We start from the raw sequence: 17,329 nt of genomic DNA on the forward strand, positions 1-17,329 counted from the left end.
CAGATGCACCCATCTCTCGACGCGATCGGATGAAGCGTGAATCCCCTCGCCCCGCGTGCCGGGACGCGAGAGGCGAAGCCGAAGCGACGGTGAGGGGGCGCAAACGGAAGGGTCTCGTCCGGGTTCGCCCCCTCACCCTCGGCTGCCGCCTCGCCGCGACGACGACGGGGTCGTCGCAGCCCTCTCCCCGCAGGCGGGGCGAGGGGATGCGCGGCCACCGACGCACCAAGCGCCGGGATGTGTAAATACGGTAGCGTAGAGGGAGAGGGAGGAAGGCGGGAACCGTCACGCCCGACATGCGACCTCCTCAAAGACTTCGGTCTCCGCGAACGCCGCGTCCGGCACCGCGAAGCTGTCGAGCCCCTGGCCGAAGCGGTCCTGGAGGTAGGCGTCGGTGCGCCGCTCCATCGCCTTGTCGGACGCGACGGAAAGCGACAGGGAGCGGCCGGCGCGCCACTCGACGACCGCGCCGCGCTCGACGATCACGACGCCGTCCTTCAGCACCAGCTCGGCGCTCGCGAACATCGCGGTCCGGTCTCGATCGTCGCGGTAGACGGCGACGTCCGCCCGCGCCCCCGCGCGCAGGTGTCCGCGGTCGGAAAGCCCCAGCAGCTTGGCGGGGCCCGAACGGGTGAGCTGCGCGATCTCGGAGAAGGAGTATTCGCGCTCGATCTGCGGCAGCGACGAGCGCTCGGCCACGACCTTGGGCAGGGTCGCGATCTCGCGGTCGCGCGCCGCCTTGTCCATCAGCAGGTGGATGATGTGCGGGTAGGCCGTGAACGGTCCGCCGTTGGGATGATCCGTGGTGAGGATGGTGCGCTCGGGCTCCTGCGAGAGCAGCATGATCTCCAGGCCGATCGCCCATTGCAGCGAGCTCGTCGGCCCGCGCGGCCGGTAGAGGAACGGCACCACGCCGCCGCCCTCCGCGTCGCCGGCGTTGAGCACCCACTTCTTCGGGTTGGCGCCCTTGCGGCCGCCGAACTGGCGCAGGATGTCCATCGACACCGTCACCGTCTGGCCGAACACCACTTGGCCGATGTCGAGCGTCGCGTTGGGGTTGGCGTGGATGGCCTCGACGATCCGGTCCGCGGCCGAGCGGAAGCCGCCGGTCATCGGGTTTTCCGGGTCGGCGGCGCCGTAGGCGTAGAACTGCGCGTGGGCGAAGTGGATGCGCCGCCCCTCGGCCGCCGCCAGCGTCTCGACGAACGCGTCGTCGGCACCGGGCAGGCCGAGGTTGTTGCAGTGGACGTGGAGCGGATGCGGCACGCCGATCGCCTCGACGGCATCGAGCAGCGAACCCATGATCGTGCGCGTGGACAGGCCGTAGACGGGGATCTCGTCGTCGAGGCTGAGCTTCAGCGCCCCGTCCTTGAAGGCCGAGGCGCCGCCCGCGTTGATGCACTTGACGCCGAGCGCCCGCGTCATCGCGACGTTGAGCGCCACGAGGTCGCGCACCGCGTCCTTGCTCTCCCCGGCGCGAAGAAGCTGGAGCAGGTGGTCGTCGTTGCCCATCACGGCCAGCGCGCCGCGGTCAAGCAGCGGGATGTCGGCGAGTTCGAGCTGGGTCGCCAGCGCGTGGGAGGGCGGCATCGCCGGCTCGACGGCGGTGGTGTAGCCCATCCTGGCATATTCCGCGCCGATCCAGGCCGCCGCCCCGCCGGCATGGGCGAAGGGATGGCCGTCGGGCGCCGCCTCGCTGACGTAGAGGTCGGGCAGCAGCAGCCGCGAGGTCACGACGTTGCCGCCGGCGATGTGCGAATGCACCTCGACGCCGCCGGCCATCACCACGCAGCCCGCGGCGTCGACGGTGCGGTCTGGCGTGCGCTCGGAGGGGCCGACGATCCGGCCGTCCTCGATCCACACGTCGCCCACGGCATCACGCCCCGCGGTCGGATCGACGACCCGGCCTCCGCGAATCCGGATCAGCATGAGGGCTCCTCGCGGCCGGTCAAGCGTGCCTGGATGCGGGCGATCACGTCGGCCGCCGTGAGGTCGGCCCCGTGCCCCGCCCGATAGGTCAGCGCCGCGCGGCCCTCGTTCCACAGCACGCCGCCGGTGCTCGCGCCCGGCACGCCGACCGCGATGACGATCTCGGCCGTCCCCGGCGCGGCCTCCGGGCTGCCCGCACCGACGAGGGCGACGGCGGGCAGGCCCATAAGCCAGGGCGGAGGCGCGGCCGGCAGCGTCGAGAGCCAGAGAACCGCGTCGGCCTCGCCGGCCGCGACCTGCCGCCCGGCATCGAAGCGCCAGGGGTCGTGCTCCGGGACGCGCCGGCCGAAGCCGGTGCGCGGCGCCTGTCCCGTCGTCCAGGCCGCCACCTGCACGACGGCCCGGTCCTGATCCGCGCCGTCCAGGGCGAGCGCGAAGCAGCGCGCGGCCTCGTTCACGTCGCGGACGAGGCCCTGCAGCATCTCGACGCCGAGCTCGCCGAGCTCGGCCGGATCGTAGAGGACGACGCCGTAGCGCGCGGCGGAGAGCGCCCGGGCAACGGTGCCGAGCGCAGCGTCGGCGGCCAGATGACCCTTGGCGCAGGCCCGCAGGTGCGCGATCACCGTGGCCGGGTCCGCCGCGGCGGAGCCCTCCAGGGACAGCACCGTCCGCTCGGAGCCGGCCGCCCGGCCGCGGACGGGCTTCGTGCCACGCAGCGTCCCGGCGATGGCGGCGGTCCCGGCGGTCGCGCCGACGAGGAGGACGACGTCGGCGCGGCCCACAGCCTCCGCGGGCGTCGTCGTCATGGCGCCGGTGCGGCTGAGCGAACCGAGCTCGGCGTAGGTGCCGGCCGCCCCCAGGGTGTCGACGGAGGCGCCGATGGTGCCGGCGAGGCGGTAGGCGGCGCGGATCGCGGCGACGTCGGCGTTCAGACCGGCGAGGATCGGCGCGCGGGCGTCCGCCAGAAGCGCGGCGGCGGCCGCGATGGCGTCCTCCGCGTTCGTCGCGTCACCGTTCACCCAGGCCGCCATGCATCCTCGCCCGACGTTTCTTGAGGCGTCGCAGACCGTTGCCGTAAGACCGGGAACGGACGAAGCCGAAGGCTCGGTCCGCGCCGGAATGGCCTGCCCGTGCGGAACGGTCCGGTCCCGCGCGGACGGCACTCGGAATGCCTGCGCGGGGTCCACGTTTGCATCGGTCTCAGGGTGCAGGCAACCCTCCGTGCTCGAATCGCGGCATTCGGAGCCGGCCGCCCGAGGGCGGTTGCTCCGCAGGCCGGCTCCGTGGGAGAAGCCGCCTCTCACGAAGGCCGGCGTCGAACGCGGCCGCGGGAGCAGGGAGGATTCGGCGTGGCGATGGCCGAGGGCGAGGGGTGTCGAGGTGTCTGAGCCTCCGGATCGGAATCGATCCGCCGACACGGCCGGCAGCCCGCCGCGATCGATCCGCGTCCACGCCCCGGCGCGCCTGCATTTCGGCTTCCTCGACCTGCACGGCGGTCTCGGCCGGCGCTTCGGCAGCCTCGGGCTCGCCATCGACGCGCCCGGCGTGCGGCTCACCGCGACCGCGTCGGACATCCTCGCGGTCGAGGGCCCGGAGGCCGGGCGCGTCCGCGGCTACGTGCGCGCGGCCGCCGACCACCTCGGCGTCCCGGCGACCGTCGCGATCCGCGTCGAGGCAGCGATCCCAGCCCATGCCGGCTTCGGCTCGGGGACGCAACTCGCGCTCAGCGTCGCCGCGGCCCTGGCAGGGCTCGCGACCAAACCGTTCTCGGCGGAGGGCTTCTCCAACGCCCTCGACCGCGGCAACCGCTCCGGCATCGGCCTGCGCGCCTTCACCGAGGGCGGCCTGATCGTCGATGCCGGGCGCGACGCGACCGGCGCCCCGCCGCCGGTCATCGCCCGGCTGCCCTATCCGGAGGCGTGGCGCGTGGTGCTGATCCTCGACGAGACCGCGACGGGCCTCCACGGGATCAGCGAGCGCGCGGCGTTCCGCGACCTGCCGCGCTTCCCCGAGGCGCAGGCCGCCGAGATCTGCCGCATCGTGCTGATGCAGGTGATGCCGGCCCTGGTGCTGGCCGAGCCGCGGGGCTTCGGTGCCGGCATCAGCGCGATCCAGCGCCTGATCGGCGATCACTTCTCGCCCCACCAGGGCGGGCGCTACGCGAGCCCCGCCGTCGCCGAGGCCCTGGCCTGGGTCGCGGCGCAAGGGGTGGCCGGCTACGGACAGAGCTCCTGGGGCCCGACGGGCTTCGCGCTGGTCCCTTCGGACGCGGACGCGCGCGCGCTGGTCGACGGACTGACGCGGCCGGGACCGCTGCGGTTCCTGATCGCGCGCGGGCGGAACAGGGGAGCGGACATGTCCGTCGCCTGAGCCGGCCGGATTATGCGGACGATGCCGCATCGATATCATTCGGGCGTGTCCGCGCCCGGGACCGCGGCCTGACGTGGGGCTCCGGACTGAGACGACTCACTAGCAAAGCCGATACGGGGAAACGCCATGGCCCGCTCGATCCTTCACATGCTCACGCCGCTCAGGCACATGAGTCCGTTCGACGTGAACATGGCCGTGGATGCCGGCTTCGAGACCATCGTCACCCACACCGACGTGACGCTCCCCGACGTGGTCTCGCTGACCCAGGACTCGATCTTCTCGCGCGCGCCGGCCGACGGGGTGCGCACCGGCATCTTCATCGGCGGCAAGAACGCGGAGGACGCCCTCGACATGATGGACCGGGCGAAGAAGGCCTTCGTGCCGCCGTTCGCCAACCACCTCTTCGCCGACCCGGCCGGCTCCTTCACCACCGGTGCCGCCATGGTCGCGCAGGTCGCCCGCGCGCTGCGGGAAAAATTCGGGACGGGGCTGAAGGACAAGCGCATCGTCATCTTCGGCGGTGCCGGCGTCGTCGCCTACGTCGCCGCGGTGATCGGGGCGCTGGAGGGCGCCCGAACCGTGCTCGTCGGCCACGACGGCGAGGAGCGGGTCTCGAAGATCGCCTTCACGATGAAGTGGCGCTTCGGCATCGCGGTCGATGCCATCGACGGCACGACGCCGGACGACCGCCGCCGGGCGATCGCGGACGCCGACGTGATCCTGTCGGCCGGCCCCGCCGGCATTCCGATCCTCTCGGCGGACGACCTGCGCGCGGCGCCGAACCTGCTCGTCGCCTCCGACGTCAACGCCGTGCCGCCGGCAGGGATCGCCGGGATCGACGTGAACGCCGTTGACGCCGCTCTTCCGGTCGGGCGAGGCATCGGCATCGGCGCGCTCGCCGTCGGGAACGTCAAGTACCAGACCCAGTGGCAGCTCTTCCGGCGCATGCTCGCCGCCGACGCGCCGCTCTGCCTCGATTTCCGCGACGCCTACGCGCTCGCCGTCGAGGTCGCGGGCTGACCCCGCATGGGCGGCGACGCGGTCCTGATCGCGGCCCAGTCGGGCCGCGCCCTGGCGCAGGCCGCCCGCCGGGCGGGGTTGCGCCCGTTCGTCGCCGACCTGTTCGGCGACGCCGACACCCTGGACTTGGCCGAGGCGCACCGGCCTCTCGCCGGCCGCTTCGGCGCCGGACGGCCGTTCGGCCCGGGCGTGCTCGCCCGCCTCGACGAACTCGCGGCACTGGCCGGCGGGCGGGCGGTGGGCGTGGTGCTCGGCAGCGGCTTCGAGGGCGCGCCGGACCTGATCCGGGACATCGCGGACAGGCACAGACTCCTCGGCGCCGCGCCGGACTGCATCGCCGCGCTGAAGGACCCGTTCCGGTTCGCTGCGCTCTGCGCCGACCTCGCGATCCCGCACCCGTCGGTGACGCGCGCGCCGCTGGACGATCCGAAGGCGTGGCTCCTCAAGCGGGCCGGCGGCTGCGGCGGCGGCCACATCCGTGCCGCGGCGCGGGGACCAGCGCCCGCGGGGGCCTACTTCCAGGCCCGGGTGCCGGGCCGCGCCCACGCCCTCAACGTGCTGGCCGACGGGCGGACGATCCGCGTGCTCGCCGTGACCGAGCAGTGGAGCGCGCCTGCGCGCGGGCGTCCGTTCCGCTACGCCGGGGCTCTGGCGCGAGGTAGGCACGAGCCCGCGCCGATCCCATCCGCGATCATCTCGGCCGTGACGGCGGCCGTCGACGCCCTCGTCCGGAGAACCGGGCTGCGCGGGCTCGCCAGCGCCGACATCCTCGTCGGGGACGGCGCGTGGTGGCTCACCGAGATCAATCCGCGCCCCGGCGCGACCCTCGACATCCTCGACCGGCGGGCCCGCCCGCTGCTCGACGCGCACGTCGCGGCGTGCCGCGGCGACCTCGCCGGCCTCGACGCGGCCCCGCAGGATGCGGCGGCCTCCGAGATCTGCTACGCGGCGCGGGACCAGCGGCCCGTTCCGGCGATCGACTGGCCGGACCACGTGCGGGATCGTCCCCGCGCCGGCACCACGGTCGCGCGGGACGCCCCCCTCTGCACGGTCGTGGCGACCGGGCGTGATGCGGGAACCGCCAAGCAAGAGTTGCGGACACGGATCGCGCACCTGCGCGGCAGCCTGTCCGGGGAGGAAGCCCGTGAGCACCACCATGAGTCCCAAGCAGCCCAGTATCAACGCCCTGTCCGCGCCCCTGGTGGAGCGGCTGATCGCTGACGCGGACGCCCTCCGCCTGTCCGTCACCCAGGAGGCCGGCGGCGCGCGCATGGTCGACGCGGGCGCCGGAGCCCGAGGCTCGATCGAGGCCGGTCGCCGCATCGCCGAGATCTGCCTCGGGGGCCTGGGCACCGTCACGATCAGCCCGTCCGGCCCGGTCCCATCCTGGCCCTATTCCGTGGTGGTCCACGCGACCGATCCGGTGCTCGCCTGCCTCGGCAGCCAGTATGCCGGCTGGTCCATTGCCGACGAGGACGGAGAATCCGGCTTCTTCGCCCTCGGCTCCGGACCGGGCCGGTCGGTGGCCGTGGTCGAGGCCCTCTTCGAGGAACTCGGCTACCGCGACAGGGCGACCCGGACCGCCCTCGTGCTGGAGGCCGCGGGCGGCCCGCCGGCCAACGTCGTCGCCAAGGTCGCCGAGGCCGCAGGGATGCGGCCGGAGGACCTGACCTTCATCTTCGCCCCGACGCAGAGTCTGGCCGGCGCGACGCAGGTCGTCGCTCGCGTTCTGGAGGTGGCCCTGCACAAGGCCCACACGGTCGGCTTCGACCTTCACAGGATCGTCGACGGCATCGGCTCGGCGCCGCTCTCGCCCCAGCACCCGGACTTCATCCGGGCGATGGGCCGGACCAACGACGCGATCATCTACGGCGGCCGGGTGCAGCTCTTCGTCGATGCCGACGACGCGGACGCCAAGCAGCTCTCCGAGCAGGTGCCCTCGACCACGTCGAAGGATCACGGCGCCCCCTTCGCGGAGGTCTTCGCGCGGGTGAACGGCGACTTCTACAAGATCGACGGCGCCCTGTTCTCGCCGGCCGAGGCGATCGTCACCTCGGTCAAGACCGGCTCGACGTTCCGCGGCGGCCGGCTGATGCCGGAACTGGTCGAGGCGTCGTTCACGTAAGGCACGCGTCTACCCTCTCCCCCCACCAAATCTCGGGCTTGCTCGAGATTTACGCTCTGGGTGTCCAAGTCGGACAAGCCCGACTTGGGTGGGAAGAGGGTAGCCCTCGCGTGAGCGAGGGTCGGGAGAGGGGCGCGCCGCATCCGGCACCGTCGCTCCCCTCTCCCGACGTAGCTCGCGGGCCGCCCTGCCCCTCAGAGGGGGATTACGGCATTCACACATCGCTCCACGCGATCCGGGAAGAGCGCGGGTCCCTTCTCCCATTTGGGAGAGGGACAGGGTGAGGGATGAGAACGATCCGGATGCGGCACGGCCCTCACCCCAGCCCTCTCCCATCCAAGTCGGGCCTGCCCGACTTGGACATCCGAACTGCACATCTCGGGCAAGCCCGAGATGTGCGGGGAGAGGAAGCCGCGCAGCGCTTCGCCCGATCCATGCAGCACCGGTTTCAAGATGTGTGAATTCGCAAGCCGAGGGGGGAGGGAGGGGCGTGGCGGGAAAGATGACGGACATGCGGATCGGGCTCGCGGCCGACAACGGCACGTGGCACAAGGGCCGGCTCCTGGCAGCACTTCGCGCGCTGGGCGTCGAGCCGGTACTGTTCTCACTTGCCGACGTCGCCGTCGTCACCGCCTGCCCTGAGCCGTTGCGGGTCCCGGGTTTTCCGGAGTCGCTGCCCGACGGCGTGCTGCTGCGGACGATCGCCGGCGGCACGTTCGAGGCGACGACGATGCGGCTCGGCGTGCTGCACGCCCTGGTGGCCTCCGGCGTCACGGTCTGGAACGACCCCGTCGCGATCGAGCGCTCGGTCGACAAGGCCGCGACCAGCCTGCGGGTCGCCCGCGCCGGCCTGCCGACGCCGGACACCTTCGTGGTCTCCAGGCGCGAGGCCGCGGCCGAGATCGTCGCCCGCGAGGCCGCCCCCGGCCGCCCCCTGGTGCTCAAGCCCCTGTTCGGCTCGCAAGGGGAGGGGCTGCAACTGATCGAACGCCCGGACGACCTGCCGTCCGAGGAGGCCGTCGCCCGCGTCTACTACCTTCAGCGCTACGTCGCCCGCAGCGACGGGCTGTGGCGGGACTACCGGGTGTTCGTCTGCGAGGGCAGGGCGGTCGCCGGCATGATCCGCGAGGGCGACGGCTGGATCACCAACGTCCATCGCGGCGGCCGGCCGCTGCCGTGGTCGATGCCGCCGCGCGCCGCGGACCTCGCGGAGGCCGCCGCCGCCGCGGTCGGCGTCGACTACACCGGCGTCGACCTCGTCGCGGATGGGAGTGGGGGCTTCCTCGTCCTGGAGGTCAACTCGATGCCGGCTTGGTCGGGCCTGCAGCGGGTGAGCAAGGTCGATATCGCCGGCGCGGTCGCCCGCGGCTTCCTCGACGCCGTCCGCGCGACCCGCCGGCCCCGCCTCGTGGTGGCGTGATGGGCCTCGCTCCGGCGCGGATCGAGACGCTCTACCGGGCCGCGTGCTTGGCCGAACTCGACGCGCTCAAGCCCGGCAACGTCCACGCCTACGCCGCGGGCCACCGCATGGCGGTCGCCGATTTCGTCGCGAGCGCCGACGCCTCGGCGCCGGCGCTCGCGCGGGCGGGCGCCGGGATCGGCGCGCGGGTGCACGGGGCCGTCGCGGCGACGATGACGGCGGTGGGCCAGAACACCAACCTCGGCATCCTCCTGCTGTGCGCGCCTCTGGCCCGCGCCGCCGAGCGGGGCGTCGACCTGGAGACAGTCCTGGCGGACCTCGACGGGGAGGACGGCCGGGAGACGTTCGCGGCGATCCGGCGCGCCAATCCCGGCGGGCTCGGGCGGGCCGAGCGTCACGACGTGGCGCAGGAGGCGCCCGCCTCGCTCATCGCCGCGATGGCGGAGGCGGCGCCCCGCGACCGGATCGCGCGCGCCTACGTCACCGGCTTCGCGGACCTCTTCGCGGTCGGCCTGCCCGCGCTGGCGGCAGCGCGGACCATGGGGCTCGATCCGGCCTGGAGCACGAGCGCCGTGCACTTGGCCTACCTCGCGGCCTTTCCCGACAGCCACGTCGCCCGCAAGTTCGGCCTCGCGCGCGCCGAGTCCGTCCGCGCGGAGGCGGCGCGCGTCGTCGCCGGCCTGGACCTGCGCGACCGGCCCGTGGGGCCGCTGCTGGCCCTCGATGCCGACCTCAAGCAAGCGGGGATCAACCCGGGAACGAGCGCCGACCTCACGGTCGCGACCCTGTTCTGCGACGCCCTCGAAGCGGCGGGAGCGAACCTCGGTCGGCCGCGCCCGAACCTCGAATAGTTCCCGCGGAGGCAGGGGTCGTGCCGGTTTGATTTATCGATTCCAGCGCCTTGCGCAGGGTTGTGACGAACAGGCCCCCACGGTAGGGTCCGGCCGCTATCCGGGCTAACCGGCTCGGCTCGAAGGCCGGGCGCCGAAAACAAGGATGGCTTCCGGCCGCGGCCGACGGGCGCGCCGCGCGCCTTTTTTCGGAATCCAGGGAGAGAACCCGTATGGCGAAGATCACCAAGGTGCAGGTCGGCGAGGCCCTCGTCGGCGACGGCAACGAGGTCGCCCACATCGACCTCATCATCGGGCCGCGCGGCTCGCCGGCCGAGACGGCCTTCTGCAACGGCCTCGTGAACAACAAGCACGGCTTCACCAGCCTGCTCGCGGTCATCGCGCCGAACCTGCCGTGCAAGCCCAACACGCTGATGTTCAACAAGGTCACCATCAACGACGCCCGTCAGGCCGTCCAGATGTTCGGCCCCGCCCAGCACGGCGTCGCCATGGCCGTGCAGGACGCGGTCGCCGAGGGCATCATCCCGGCCGACGAGGCCGATGACCTGTTCATCCTGGTCGGCGTGTTCATCCACTGGGAGGCGGCCGACGACGCCAAGATCCAGAAGTACAACTACGAGGCCGTCAAGCTGTCGATCCAGCGCGCCGTCTCCGGCGAGCCGAAGGCTGCGACCGTCACCGAGCAGCGCAAGTCCGCGACCCACCCCTTCGCGGCGAACGCTTAGATCGGGGACAGTCCTGGGCAGAGCGCGCCTCCGCCCGTACCGCGGGGCCTGCTCCAGCGACTGGCTTCCATCTTCCTCGGACGATAGAATCAAAGAGGCGGGACGGCGATAAGCCGCCCCGCCTCTTTTTGTTTCGCCCGCCGCTTGTCAGCTTCGGCGCGAGGCGCCCATCCCGACGATCACCGCACGAGGACCGGCATGAGCGAGACGAAGACCACCTTCCAGAAGGCGCCCAAGCGCAAGAAGGAGAAGGCCCGCACCGTCTCGGTGTCGCCCGAGATGCGGCAGGCCTATGCCGACCTGATCACCGAGCGGGCGACCAAGCAGGAAACCTACGGCCGGCACCTGCCCGTATCGGAACCGCGCGATAAGTGATAGCGGCCGATAACGCGCGAAGCCTCGGCGCACCATGATCAGTCGAATGCGTCGATAGAGATGGCTGATTATTATCCGATTCTGATGCGTGCTATGCAGGCATTGCCGAACGGTGGCGCAAGCATCAGTATGCGCCGAGCAGTCTACGATCGCGCGCGCTCGGCGTTGTTGCGGCAATTGCGGGAACTCGAACCTCCGCTGCCGGAGGCGGACATACGCGCTGAGGAAGAAGCGCTGGATACCAGCGTCGAAAAAATCGAGGCTGAATTCTCACGTTTGTCCGCCTCGCGGGATCGCGATACCCAGAGGGATGTGCTGAAGGGAAAGCTCGCGGAAGTAGTGAGTCCCGAACCGGCGTTATCGGTTGAGGGCAAGCTCGACGCGGCGGCAAATAAGATCTACGATGCGCCGGATGGCGAGGGTGATCTGGTCACGCTCCCCATTCGCCAGAACACGCTCATCAAGACCATCGGCGCGGGATTGCCGAGGAATGCCCCCCGACATCTTAAGAGCGCATTGGACAGCTATTCAGACGAGTTGATCGCTCGGGGCAGTCAACCGATCCTCGGCATCCTAAGAGACATGGCCGACATCGTCGCCGCTGATGTCGGCGCACCGAACGCGGCCCGCGAATGGCTCCCAGAAGGGCTCGTGACTGCATTCGAGATATTTATGCGAAATCATGCCAGCCTGATCGAGCACTTTCCCTTGGATCGCGACCGCGAGACCTTATACAGCGAGTCAAACGTCAACGAAGACTTGGCGGAAGGGAAAAGCCTCACTGATCCCTTCGACATGGTCGCACGCGCGAGCAGGGACGCCGGCAGGGCCGGCCTCGCGACGCAGGACTTCGTGATGGTCGTCGACAAGATGACAGAGTTCGCCAGGGTGGTCGCATCACTGCCCGCACGTCAGGACGATCCCACAGCGGATACCAAGACCAATACGATGAATCCGAAGAAACGCGCGGTGTTGACGGGGTTTGGCTTCTTCGAGCGAACGTATAACCTGCTCGGCTCGACGGCGACGCTTTCGGGTCCGCCGGCCGGCAACGCCCTGTTGACCGCCATTCAGAACGCGGCAGCGGCACTGTCGAAGTTCATCGGGTTCTGAAAACTTCCAAGGAACATCGACACTCCCTGTATTCGGCGGCCGCTTCAGCAACGCGACGGCCGCCGAATCCCCTTTCATGCCTTCTGTTGCCAAGCCTCGATCACGTCCTCCACCGTCCGCAACCCCGCACGCGGCGCGTTGACCAGGCACGCCATGTTGCCGGGCGGGTGCTGGTTCCTCCACATCTTGGTGTGGGCCTGCGGGATCTTGGCCCAGGGAAACACCTCGCTCATGCACGGGTCGACGCGGCGGTCGAGCACGAAGCGGTTGGCCGCCGACGCCTGCTTGAGGTGGGCGAAGTGCGAGCCCTGGATGCGCTTCTGCCGCATCCAGACGTAGCGGGCGTCGAACGTGATGTTGAAGCCCGTGGTGCCGGCGCAGAACACCACCATGCCGCCGCGCTTCACCACCAGCGCCGAGACCGGAAAGGTCGCCTCGCCGGGGTGCTCGAACACGATATCGACGTCGTTGCCCTTGCCGGCGATGTCCCAGATCGCCTTGCCGAACTTTCGCGCTTCCTTGGTCCAGGCGTTGAATTCAGGCGAGTTCACTTTGGGGAGCTGGCCCCAGCATTCGAAATCCTTGCGGTTGATGACGCCCTTGGCCCCGAGGCTCATCACGTAGTCGCGCTTGGATTCATCCGAGATCACGGCGATGGCGTTGGCGCCGGACGCCGCGCAGAGTTGCACGCCGAAGACGCCGAGGCCCCCGGAGGCGCCCCAGATCAGCACGTTCTGGCCCGGCCGGACGGTGTGGGGGGCGTGGCCGAACAGCATGCGGTAGGCGGTGGCGAGCGTCAGCGTGTAGCAGGCGGCCTCCTCCCAGGTCAGGTGCTTCGGCCGGTCCATGAGCTGGCGCGACTGCACCCGGCAGAACTGCGCGAACGAGCCGTCCGGCGTCTCGTAGCCCCAGATCCGCTGCGAGGACGAGAACATCGGGTCGCCGCCGTTGCACTCCTCGTCGTCGCCGTCGTCCTGGTTGCAGTGGACGATGACCTCGTCGCCGACCCTCCAGCGCTTCACCTTGGCGCCGGTGGCCCAGACGATGCCCGACGCGTCCGAACCCGCCACGTGCAGCGCGGCCTTATGCACGTCGAACGGCGAGATCGGCTCGCCCAGACCCGCCCACACGCCGTTGTAGTTCACGCCGGCCGCCATGACGTAGACCAGCACCTCGTCGTCGCCGATCGACCACGTCGGCACCACTTCGAGCTGCATCGCCTCTTCCGGGGGGCCGTGGCGCTCGCGCCGGATCGCCCAGGCGTACATGGTCGCCGGCACGTGGCCGAGCGGCGGGACCTCGCCCATCTCGTAGAGGTCCTTCGCTTCGCCCGTCCCGGCTCCGGCCGGTTGCACCGTCGCGCTGGCCGCCATCGTCTCGCTCCTCATCTCGTGTCCGATCGCGGTTCTGACACGCCGCGGTTCCGGTCATCGCCTATAGCGACGATGGCCGGCGCCTCCAAGTGGGCCGACAGGGCGGGACGGCGCCGAACGTCGATCCGGCGGGCGCAGTTCGCTGCAACGTCCAAGTGAATTTGAAGCTGCTTCGAAAACAATTTGCCCGACCGCACGATGTTGTCTTTGCGGGCGGTGTTCGCCGTGCAGCGGGCCACGAAAGATCGGCATTGCGCGGCGGGACTCGACCTTTGGTGTGATGACGTTCCGCCGCCGCTTCGCTACGGTGACGGCAATCGGACGGTGACGCGAAATCAGGGAGGCCGGGCGGATGAGCGGTAAGGCAGCTTTCGCCGAGGTGAAGCGCGACAAGCCGTGGATCATCCGCACCTACGCGGGTCACTCCGATGCGGCGGAGTCGAACGCGCTCTATCGCGGAAACCTCGCCAAGGGGCAGACCGGCCTGTCGGTGGCCTTCGACCTACCGACGCAGACCGGGTACGACCCCGACCACGAGCTCGCCCGCGGCGAGGTCGGCAAGGTCGGCGTCTCGATCGCGCATCTCGGCGACATGCGGACGCTGTTTGCCGACATCCCGCTCGTCCAGATGAACACCTCGATGACGATCAACGCCACGGCGCCGTGGCTGCTGTCGCTCTACCTCGCGGTCGCCGAGGAGCAGGGCGCGCCGTTCTCCGGGCTTCAGGGCACCACGCAGAACGACATCATCAAGGAGTACCTGTCGCGGGGCACCTACGTGTTCCCCCCGGCGCCGAGCCTCCGGCTGACCAAGGACGTGATCCTGTTCACGACCAAGCAAGTGCCGAAGTGGAACCCGATGAACGTCTGCTCCTACCACCTGCAGGAGGCCGGCGCGACGCCGATTCAGGAGCTGTCCTACGCGCTGGCCATCGCCATCGCGGTGCTCGATACCGTGCGCGACGATCCCGATTTCGACCCCGAGAGCTTCCCGGACGTGTTCGGCCGGATCTCGTTCTTCGTGAACGCGGGCCTGCGCTTCGTCACCGAGATCTGCAAGATGCGCGCGTTCGCCGAGCTCTGGGACGAGATCGCCCAGGAGCGTTACGGCATCGACGACCCGAAGAAGCGCATTTTTCGGTACGGCGTGCAGGTCAATTCGCTCGGGCTCACCGAGCAGCAGCCGGAAAACAACGTCCATCGCATCCTCATCGAGATGCTGGCCGTCACCCTCTCCAAGCGCGCCCGCGCCCGCGCTGTGCAGTTGCCGGCCTGGAACGAGGCGCTCGGCCTGCCGCGGCCCTGGGACCAGCAATGGTCGATGCGCATGCAGCAGATCCTCGCCTTCGAGACCGACCTCCTCGAGTACGACGACATCTTCGACGGCAGCCACGTGATCGACGCCAAGGTCGAGGCGCTGAAGGCCGAGACGCGGGCGGAGCTCGAGCGCATCGGCGGCATCGGCGGGGCGGTGGCCGCGGTCGAGACCGGCGCGCTCAAGCAGTCGCTGGTCGAATCCAACGCCCGCCGCATCTCGGCGATCGAGGCCGGCGACCAAGTGGTGGTCGGCGTCAACAAGTGGCAGCAGGGCGAGCCGTCGCCGCTGACCGCCGGCGAAGGCGCGATCTTCACGGTCTCGGAGACCGTCGAGATGGAAGCGGAGGCCCGCATCCGCGCATGGCGCTCGAAACGCGACGCTGCCGCCGTCGGGAAGGCGCTCGAAGACCTGGAGGCCGCCGCACGGTCCGGCGCCAACATCATGCCGGTGTCGATCGCAGCGGCGAAGGCCGGCGTCACCACCGGCGAATGGGGGAGCCGCCTGCGCGAGGTGTTCGGGGAGTACCGCGCGCCGACCGGCGTCACCCTACAGACCGTCTCGTCCGGTGCGGCGGAAGAAGCAAAACTCCTGATCGCCGAGCTCGGTGAGCGCCTGGGCGAGCAGCCCCGCCTCGTCGTCGGCAAGCCGGGGCTGGACGGTCACTCGAACGGCGCCGAGCAGATCGCCTTGCGCGCCCGCGACGTCGGCTTCGACGTGAGCTACGACGGCATCCGCCAGACCCCGGCCGAGATCGTCGCCAAGGTGCGTGAGACCGGCGCCCACGTCGTCGGCCTGTCGATCCTGTCCGGCTCGCACGTGCCCCTGGTGCGCGACGTGAAAGCCCGGATGCGCGAGGCCGGCCTCGATCACATCCCCCTGGTGGTCGGCGGCATCATCTCGCCGGACGACGAACTCGTGCTCAGGAACATGGGCGTCTCGGCGGTCTACACGCCGAAGGACTACGTCATCGACACGATCATGATCGGGCTCGCCAAGGTGGTCGACCGGGCGCTCGACAAGGCGCAGGCCGAGCGCGACGACGCCCGGGCGGGCGTTGCCGGAGCGCGGCCCCGCGGCAACGGCGCCGAGCAGGTGTTCTGATCTCCCACCGTATGCCTCGCCGCGACGGATCTGCGCGCGCGATCCGTTTCGCGGGGCGGAACGCGTCCCACGGCCCTTGCGAAGCGGGAGCGGGCGGCGCCGGACCGACCGCGCCCGATCCCCCGGCTTGACGGCTCGGCTCGGCGGACGTGCCGCCCGGCGGCGTCACCCAAGCTCATGATCCTCGCACCCCTCATCGCCGTCCCCCTGGCCGCCGCCCTCGGCGCGGGGCTGATTGTCCGCCTCCGGCCGCTGCTGGTGCGCTACGCGCTCGCCCGGCCGAACGCCCGCTCCAGCCACACCAAGCCGACGCCGCAGGGCGGCGGGATCGCGGTGGTCGCCGCGACGCTCGCGGTGACGGGCCTGCTGCTCACTGCTGGCGACGCGACCCGCGAGGTGCTGGTTCTCGGCCTCGGCGCGGTGCTGCTCGCGGTCGTCGGCGCCGTCGACGATGTCCGGCCGCTGCCGGCCCTCCTGCGCCTGATCCTGCAGGCGGTCGCGGTCGGGGCGCTGGTCGCAAGCGTCGAGGGACGGTTGCTGCCGGACCTGCCGCCCGCGCTGGAGCGCGGCCTCGCCGTGCTGGCGGGTGTCTGGTTCGTCAACCTCGTCAACTTCATGGACGGCCTGGACTGGATGACGGTGGCCGAGGTGGTGCCGATCACCGGCGCCCTCGTGCTGCTGGGCCTGTCCGGGATCGTGGCGCCGCTGCCGCTGCTCGTGGCCGCCGCCCTCCTCGGGGCGACGCTCGGCTTCGCACCGTTCAACCGGCCGGTGGCCCGGCTCTTCCTCGGAGACGTCGGCTCGCTGCCCGTGGGACTGATCCTGGCGTGGCTGCTCTATCGGCTGGCGCTTCAGGGCGGCTGGGCGGCGGCCGTGCTGCTCCCGCTCTACTACCTCGCCGACGCGACCCTGACGCTGGCGCGCCGCGCGGCCCGGCGCGAGCCGGTCTGGCAGGCCCACCGCGGGCACTTCTACCAGCGCGCCACGGTCAACGGCATCTCGGTGCGCGGCGTCGTGGGTCGAGTGTTCGGCGTGAACCTGGGACTCGCGGGGCTCGCCGGTGCGACCTTGCTTTGGCCGTCCTGGCCCGTCACCATCCTGGGCCTGTCGACGGGAGGAACGCTGGTCGGGCTGCTTCTGATCCGCTTTTCCCGGCCGCGGACCTGACGCCGTGCGGCGCTCGGGAGCGTCTCGCGCGAGACCTACGGCGTACCGAGCGACCTCCGGAAGACCAACGGCAAAGGAACGCTGTGTGTAAGGCTTCCTGTTGATCGGCTCGACTTGCACCCTCCCACCCCCCCCCACGGGGGAGGGTGGCCCTCGCGTGAGCGAGGGTCGGGAGAGGGGAGCGACGATGCCGAATACGGCGCTCCGCTATCTCGCAAAGGCTTGCCGGGTGCACGCATCGCTCCACGCGATCCAGGATGAGCGCGGGTCCCCACACCCTTCGCGGGAGAGGGATAGGGTGAGGGATGAGAACTGTCCGGAGAGGTCACGCCCCTCATCCCAGCCCTCTCCCATCCAAGTCGGGCCTGCCCGACTTGGACATCCGAGTTGCACATCTCGGGCAAGCCCGAGATGTGTGGGGAGAGGGAGCCGCCCGGCGCTT

The 17,329-nt window shown here is 70.8% G+C and carries 14 protein-coding genes; 11 read left to right on the top strand and 3 right to left on the bottom strand.

Features of this window, described 5'->3' with window-relative positions; translation table 11 throughout:
• Positions 1–285: 285 nt before the first annotated feature.
• Both ACFE8Y_RS16075 and ACFE8Y_RS16080 read right to left on the bottom strand, forming a co-directional pair.
• Positions 286–1,929: a formylmethanofuran dehydrogenase subunit A gene (locus tag ACFE8Y_RS16075; RefSeq protein WP_375465387.1), complete on the bottom strand. Its 1,644-nt coding sequence runs from the start codon at positions 1,927–1,929 to the stop codon at positions 286–288.
• Positions 1,923–2,960, bottom strand: a complete 1,038-nt coding sequence (locus tag ACFE8Y_RS16080) for a formyltransferase (protein ID WP_375465388.1) — start codon at positions 2,958–2,960, stop codon at positions 1,923–1,925. The genes ACFE8Y_RS16075 and ACFE8Y_RS16080 overlap by 7 nt, the downstream gene beginning before the upstream one ends.
• A gap of 349 nt (positions 2,961–3,309) precedes the next feature.
• On the opposite strand from ACFE8Y_RS16080, the gene ACFE8Y_RS16085 reads away from it, so the two are divergent.
• The 9 genes from ACFE8Y_RS16085 to ACFE8Y_RS16125 all read left to right on the top strand — a co-directional run bounded on the left by ACFE8Y_RS16085 (position 3,310) and on the right by ACFE8Y_RS16125 (position 11,928).
• Complete coding sequence (locus ACFE8Y_RS16085) at positions 3,310–4,299, top strand: beta-ribofuranosylaminobenzene 5'-phosphate synthase family protein (protein ID WP_375465389.1); 990 nt, start codon at positions 3,310–3,312, stop codon at positions 4,297–4,299.
• A 126-nt stretch (positions 4,300–4,425) separates the two neighbouring features.
• A complete protein-coding gene (locus tag ACFE8Y_RS16090; RefSeq protein ID WP_375465390.1) occupies positions 4,426–5,319 on the top strand; it encodes an NAD(P)-dependent methylenetetrahydromethanopterin dehydrogenase in 894 nt (297 codons plus the stop codon).
• Positions 5,320–5,325: 6 nt separating this feature from the next.
• The gene (locus ACFE8Y_RS16095; protein WP_375465391.1) at positions 5,326–6,540 is read left to right on the top strand and encodes an ATP-grasp domain-containing protein; all 1,215 of its coding nucleotides are present in this window, start codon (positions 5,326–5,328) and stop codon (positions 6,538–6,540) included.
• Positions 6,476–7,444: a methenyltetrahydromethanopterin cyclohydrolase gene (gene mch, locus ACFE8Y_RS16100; RefSeq protein WP_375465398.1), complete on the top strand. Its 969-nt coding sequence runs from the start codon at positions 6,476–6,478 to the stop codon at positions 7,442–7,444. The genes ACFE8Y_RS16095 and mch overlap by 65 nt, the downstream gene beginning before the upstream one ends.
• A 511-nt stretch (positions 7,445–7,955) precedes the next feature.
• The gene (locus tag ACFE8Y_RS16105; protein WP_375465399.1) at positions 7,956–8,864 is read left to right on the top strand and encodes a RimK family alpha-L-glutamate ligase; all 909 of its coding nucleotides are present in this window, start codon (positions 7,956–7,958) and stop codon (positions 8,862–8,864) included.
• Positions 8,864–9,715, top strand: a complete 852-nt coding sequence (locus ACFE8Y_RS16110) for a triphosphoribosyl-dephospho-CoA synthase (protein WP_375465392.1) — start codon at positions 8,864–8,866, stop codon at positions 9,713–9,715. Before ACFE8Y_RS16105 ends, ACFE8Y_RS16110 begins: the two co-directional genes overlap by 1 nt.
• Before the next feature lie 212 nt (positions 9,716–9,927).
• Positions 9,928–10,440, top strand: coding sequence for a 5,6,7,8-tetrahydromethanopterin hydro-lyase (gene fae / locus ACFE8Y_RS16115; protein WP_375465393.1), 513 nt, complete (start codon positions 9,928–9,930; stop codon positions 10,438–10,440).
• Between the two features lie 198 nt (positions 10,441–10,638).
• A complete protein-coding gene (locus ACFE8Y_RS16120) occupies positions 10,639–10,815 on the top strand; it encodes a hypothetical protein (RefSeq protein ID WP_375465394.1) in 177 nt (58 codons plus the stop codon).
• A 60-nt stretch (positions 10,816–10,875) separates the two neighbouring features.
• The gene (locus ACFE8Y_RS16125; protein ID WP_375465395.1) at positions 10,876–11,928 is read left to right on the top strand and encodes a hypothetical protein; all 1,053 of its coding nucleotides are present in this window, start codon (positions 10,876–10,878) and stop codon (positions 11,926–11,928) included.
• 74 nt (positions 11,929–12,002) lie between these two features.
• Here ACFE8Y_RS16125 and ccrA read toward each other — a convergent pair whose 3' ends face one another.
• On the bottom strand, positions 12,003–13,301 hold the full coding sequence (ccrA, locus tag ACFE8Y_RS16130) for a crotonyl-CoA carboxylase/reductase (protein ID WP_375465400.1): 1,299 nt from the start codon (positions 13,299–13,301) through the stop codon (positions 12,003–12,005).
• Positions 13,302–13,653: 352 nt separating this feature from the next.
• On the opposite strand from ccrA, the gene ACFE8Y_RS16135 reads away from it, so the two are divergent.
• Positions 13,654–15,720 carry a protein meaA gene (locus ACFE8Y_RS16135; protein WP_375465396.1) on the top strand — a complete coding sequence of 689 codons (2,067 nt, stop codon included), beginning with the start codon at positions 13,654–13,656 and terminating at the stop codon, positions 15,718–15,720.
• Positions 15,721–15,897: 177 nt separating this feature from the next.
• Positions 15,898–16,887, top strand: coding sequence for a glycosyl transferase (locus ACFE8Y_RS16140; protein WP_375465397.1), 990 nt, complete (start codon positions 15,898–15,900; stop codon positions 16,885–16,887).
• Positions 16,888–17,329: the final 442 nt, after the last annotated feature.

It is taken from the genome of uncultured Methylobacterium sp. (assembly GCF_964242245.1).
Taxonomy (GTDB): Bacteria; Pseudomonadota; Alphaproteobacteria; order Rhizobiales; family Beijerinckiaceae; genus Methylobacterium.

Coding starts and splice junctions, on each gene's coding strand:
- ACFE8Y_RS16075 (WP_375465387.1), bottom strand. CDS start 1,929: ATGCTGATCCGGATTCGCGGAGGCCGGGTCGTCGATCCGACCGCGGGG.
- ACFE8Y_RS16080 (WP_375465388.1), bottom strand. CDS start 2,960: ATGGCGGCCTGGGTGAACGGTGACGCGACGAACGCGGAGGACGCCATC.
- ACFE8Y_RS16090 (WP_375465390.1), top strand. CDS start 4,426: ATGGCCCGCTCGATCCTTCACATGCTCACGCCGCTCAGGCACATGAGT.
- ACFE8Y_RS16095 (WP_375465391.1), top strand. CDS start 5,326: ATGGGCGGCGACGCGGTCCTGATCGCGGCCCAGTCGGGCCGCGCCCTG.
- mch (WP_375465398.1), top strand. CDS start 6,476: ATGAGTCCCAAGCAGCCCAGTATCAACGCCCTGTCCGCGCCCCTGGTG.
- ACFE8Y_RS16105 (WP_375465399.1), top strand. CDS start 7,956: ATGCGGATCGGGCTCGCGGCCGACAACGGCACGTGGCACAAGGGCCGG.
- ACFE8Y_RS16110 (WP_375465392.1), top strand. CDS start 8,864: ATGGGCCTCGCTCCGGCGCGGATCGAGACGCTCTACCGGGCCGCGTGC.
- fae (WP_375465393.1), top strand. CDS start 9,928: ATGGCGAAGATCACCAAGGTGCAGGTCGGCGAGGCCCTCGTCGGCGAC.
- ACFE8Y_RS16120 (WP_375465394.1), top strand. CDS start 10,639: ATGAGCGAGACGAAGACCACCTTCCAGAAGGCGCCCAAGCGCAAGAAG.
- ACFE8Y_RS16125 (WP_375465395.1), top strand. CDS start 10,876: ATGGCTGATTATTATCCGATTCTGATGCGTGCTATGCAGGCATTGCCG.
- ccrA (WP_375465400.1), bottom strand. CDS start 13,301: ATGGCGGCCAGCGCGACGGTGCAACCGGCCGGAGCCGGGACGGGCGAA.
- ACFE8Y_RS16135 (WP_375465396.1), top strand. CDS start 13,654: ATGAGCGGTAAGGCAGCTTTCGCCGAGGTGAAGCGCGACAAGCCGTGG.
- ACFE8Y_RS16140 (WP_375465397.1), top strand. CDS start 15,898: ATGATCCTCGCACCCCTCATCGCCGTCCCCCTGGCCGCCGCCCTCGGC.